Source organism: Flavobacterium collinsii (assembly GCF_902804485.1).
In the GTDB taxonomy this organism is placed as follows: Bacteria; Bacteroidota; Bacteroidia; order Flavobacteriales; family Flavobacteriaceae; genus Flavobacterium; species Flavobacterium collinsii.
The window spans coordinates 1-3,796 of the sequence record NZ_CADCST010000169.1; the positions used below are offsets into that span (position 1 = coordinate 1).

The following is a 3,796-nucleotide window of genomic DNA, read 5'->3' on the forward strand; positions in this document are numbered from 1 at the left end:
GTAATAAATAGTATAGTGCTATCTTTATAAATAAAAAAAATAGCCAATAAGGGCTATTTGTAAAAAAAAACTTAAATGATATAAATATCTAAAATAAATAACTAACTTTAGATTAGTTAAAATTTAGTTAGTTAAATTAAAGATAATGCTATTCTTGATTTATATTTAATTGGTTATTAAAAAAATTAGGAATACATAAAAGCAGGTCAATTGACCTGCTTTTTCTGTTTAATGAACTATGTAAAAGCGGGATTATTTCGCTTGTTTTTTCATTTCTTTTTCAATCATATCGTAGAATTGATCGATTTTTGGCATAACCACAATACGAGTTCTTCTGTTACGAGCTTTGTTATCCGGAGTATCATTAGCTACTAATGGCACATATGAACTTCTACCGGCAGCGATTAATTTAGCAGGGTTTACACCAAGATCATTAGTTAATACACGAACAATTGAAGTAGAACGTTTAACACTTAAATCCCAGTTGTCTAAGATAATTCCGTTGCTTTTGTAAGGAACGTCATCTGTATGACCTTCAACCATACATTCAAAATCTGGTTTGTCGTTTACAACTTTTGCAACTTTAGCTAAAACAGATTTCGCTTTGTCACTTACGTCATAACTTCCGCTTTTGAATAATAATTTATCTGCGATAGAAATAAACACAACTCCTTTCTCTACATTGATTTCAATATCTGGATCGTTAATTCCAACAGCTCCTTTTAAACTTGTAACTAAAGCTAATGTTACACTGTCTTTCTTCGTTAAAGCGTCCTGTAGTCTTGATATTTTTAAATCTTTCTCTTTTAAACTTTCTAAAGATTTTTCAAGGTTTTCAGCTCCTTTAGTAGTTAAAACAGTTAAATCCTTAGAAGTACTGATTAAATCCTGATTGTGTTGTTTATAACTTTCAGCAGTTGCTGCTAATCCTGCTTTTTCTTCCAGACAAGTATTTAATTTAACTGTACAAGAGTTTAATAAATCTTGTATCTCTTTGTTCTTAGCTTCTAAAGCTGCATATTGCTTTTTCGATACACACGAAGTTAAGGCCATTAATACTGATAGTGCGATAACTATTTTTCTCATAAGGTATTATATTTAATTAAACGTTGATTACAAATTTAGTTCTTAATATTTTGATTACTGTTAAAGATTTCCTTAAATACAAGTAATTTCTTTATGTAATACAAGTAAACGACACTTTTTACGGTATAGTATTGCTGTATCTGGAAATCTTTGCGTTTCCTCAGGTATTTTAAAGATATGCAATAAAAAGAGAAATGCGCTTTGAGAATTGCAAAGGTATGCAGGAACTTTCCTTGTGTAAGAAAACGAATACTAGCTATACCGTCTAAAACCATTCGGAAGAAAATCACAAAGAAGAGTCCTTTTTTAGGTAAGTTTTTCACAAGCATTAGTAGTGAATTTCTAAAATTCAAAAAGGTTTTCTTAGGATTTCCCTGCTGCAAAGTCGCTCCTCCAACATGATAAACAACTGAAGCAGAATTGTACTTAATAGTATGTCCTTCATTTGCTGCACGCCAACACAAATCAATCTCTTCCTGATGTGCAAAAAAGGTTTCATCAAAACCTCCCAGTTCATGGTAAATTTCGCTTCTTATAAAAAAGCAAGCTCCTGACGCCCAGAACAATTCACAATTATCATCATATTGTCCATTATCTTTTTCGATAGTATCAAAAATACGTCCGCGACAAAAAGGGAATCCGTATTTATCAATGAAACCACCAGCTGCACCTGCATATTCAAAGTATTCTTTGTTCTTATAGTCCAGAATTTTAGGCTGAATAATAGCAGTTAACTTTTCATTCTCAAAAGTTTCAATGATAGGATTTAGCCAATTTTGAGTTACTTCTATATCTGAATTAACCAAAGCATAAATCTCAGCATCAATATGTTGCAAAGCATCATTGTAACCCTTTGCAAAACCATGATTACCATTGTTTTGAACGATTTTTATTGTGGGAAAATTGCTCTTAACAAAAGTTATAGAATCATCTGTCGAAGCATTATCAGCAACGTATATTTGAGCTCCCTCAGAAAATTGAATAATAGAAGGTAAAAATTGTTCCAATAATTTTATTCCATTCCAATTTAAAATTACAACAGCTATTTTATCCAAAAGTAATTTTTATTTATTTTAATATTATTTGTTATAATCAGGTAAACTTCTTAAAAACTGATATTTTTCATTTTCAAAATCCATCTGACAGTAAAAATGACTCAGTCCGTTTGTAACATTCAAAAACCGTGCCTGCATTGTCATATTATAACGGGCAATCTGATCAAAAGTTGCTTGCGAGATTTTAACCTCAGGAGCTTTACATTCTACCAGTATATGTATAGAGCCATCAGAATTAAATACAACAACATCATATCTTTTTCTCAATCCATTGACAGTGAGTACTTTTTCTACGTTTATTAGCGATTTAGGGTATTTTTTCTCGGTCATTAAAAAACGAACAACATGTTGGCGAACCCATTCTTCTGGAGTAAGAATGATAAATTTTTTCCTGATTTCATCAAAAATAGACACTTTATTTTCGCTATTTTTGAATCGGAAAGTATATGTTGGGAAATTTAGTTTTAACATAAGACAAAAATATAAAATAGTTTCAGCTTTCTGGTTTAAAGTTTCAAGTTTTGAAGCCATAAACCGAAATCTGAAGCTTGAAATAAAATTTGAATGGACGAAGTTGTAAAAATTGTTAATGAGATAAAAGCCGGAGATATAAAGCCGATTTATTTTTTAATGGGCGAAGAGCCTTATTATATTGATAAACTATCGGAGTATATTGAACAAAATGTCCTTGCTGAAGAAGAAAAGGGATTCAATCAAACCGTTCTTTACGGAAGAGATGTTTCTGTTGAAGATATTGTAGCAACGGCCAAGCGCTATCCTATGATGGCTGATCGTCAAGTTGTTATCGTAAAAGAGGCACAGGATTTATCGAGAACAATTGACAAGATCGAATCTTATGTTGCTAATCCAATGACAACAACCGTATTGGTTTTCTGTTATAAGTACAAAACACTGGATAAGCGAAAAAAAGTAACTAAACTACTGGCTCAGAAAGGAGTCGTGTATGAAAGTAAAAAATTATACGAAAATCAGGTTGGAGACTGGATAAAACGCGTACTTGCAGGAAAAAAGTACACCATTGATCCAAAAGCCAATGCAATGCTGGTTGAATTTCTGGGTACTGATTTGAGTAAGATTAATAATGAGCTCGAGAAACTACAAATTATTCTACCGAAAGGAACAGTAATTACGCCCCAGCATATTGAGGAGAATATTGGATTTAGTAAAGATTATAATGTTTTTGAGTTAAGAAAAGCGATAGGGGAGCGAAACCAGCTCAAAGCCTATAAAATTGCAGAGAATTTTGCTCACAATCCTAAAGAATATCCACTGGTAATGACAACAGGATTGGTGTTTGGATTCTTTGTTCAACTTTTAAAATATCATGGACTGAAAGATAAAAACCCTAAAAATGTCGCAGCAGCTATTGGTGTAAACCCTTATTTTTTAAAGGAGTATGATTTGGCCATAAAAAATTATCCAATGCGTAAAGTAAGTCAGATTGTAGGAGCCCTGCGTGATGTAGATATTAAAAGCAAAGGAGTAGGAGCTAATGCATTGCCGCAATCTGATTTATTAAAAGAAATGCTGTATAAAATATTTAATTAAATAATTTAAAAATAATATTCTATTACAAGTGTCTTCGTCTTAAGTGAATATATCCATTTATTCTGATTTATTACGCTGAAATAGTG

4 protein-coding genes are annotated in these 3,796 nt (G+C 31.7%); 1 reads left to right on the plus strand and 3 read right to left on the minus strand.

Going from position 1 to position 3,796, the window contains the following annotated elements; all coding sequences use genetic code 11:
- Positions 1–252: 252 nt before the first annotated feature.
- The 3 genes from FLA105534_RS23040 to FLA105534_RS23050 are packed head-to-tail and all read right to left on the minus strand — an operon-like array spanning position 253 to position 2,612.
- Positions 253–1,086 (minus strand): OmpA/MotB family protein, encoded by an 834-nt coding sequence (locus FLA105534_RS23040; RefSeq protein WP_173968421.1) that lies wholly within the window; start codon positions 1,084–1,086, stop codon positions 253–255.
- 35 nt (positions 1,087–1,121) lie between these two features.
- Complete coding sequence (locus tag FLA105534_RS23045; RefSeq protein ID WP_173968422.1) at positions 1,122–2,141, minus strand: glycosyltransferase family 2 protein; 1,020 nt, start codon at positions 2,139–2,141, stop codon at positions 1,122–1,124.
- A gap of 24 nt (positions 2,142–2,165) precedes the next feature.
- The gene (locus FLA105534_RS23050; protein ID WP_173968423.1) at positions 2,166–2,612 is read right to left on the minus strand and encodes a type I restriction enzyme HsdR N-terminal domain-containing protein; all 447 of its coding nucleotides are present in this window, start codon (positions 2,610–2,612) and stop codon (positions 2,166–2,168) included.
- Positions 2,613–2,705: 93 nt separating this feature from the next.
- Between FLA105534_RS23050 and holA the strand changes: the two genes are divergently transcribed.
- The gene (holA, locus tag FLA105534_RS23055) at positions 2,706–3,710 is read left to right on the plus strand and encodes a DNA polymerase III subunit delta (protein ID WP_173968424.1); all 1,005 of its coding nucleotides are present in this window, start codon (positions 2,706–2,708) and stop codon (positions 3,708–3,710) included.
- The last annotated feature ends 86 nt before the right edge of the window (positions 3,711–3,796 follow it).

Excerpts from the sequence above, each read along its gene's own strand:
- FLA105534_RS23040 (WP_173968421.1), bottom strand. The coding sequence starts at position 1,086 with ATGAGAAAAATAGTTATCGCACTATCAGTATTAATGGCCTTAACTTCG.
- FLA105534_RS23050 (WP_173968423.1), bottom strand. The coding sequence starts at position 2,612 with ATGTTAAAACTAAATTTCCCAACATATACTTTCCGATTCAAAAATAGC.
- holA (WP_173968424.1), top strand. The coding sequence starts at position 2,706 with ATGGACGAAGTTGTAAAAATTGTTAATGAGATAAAAGCCGGAGATATA.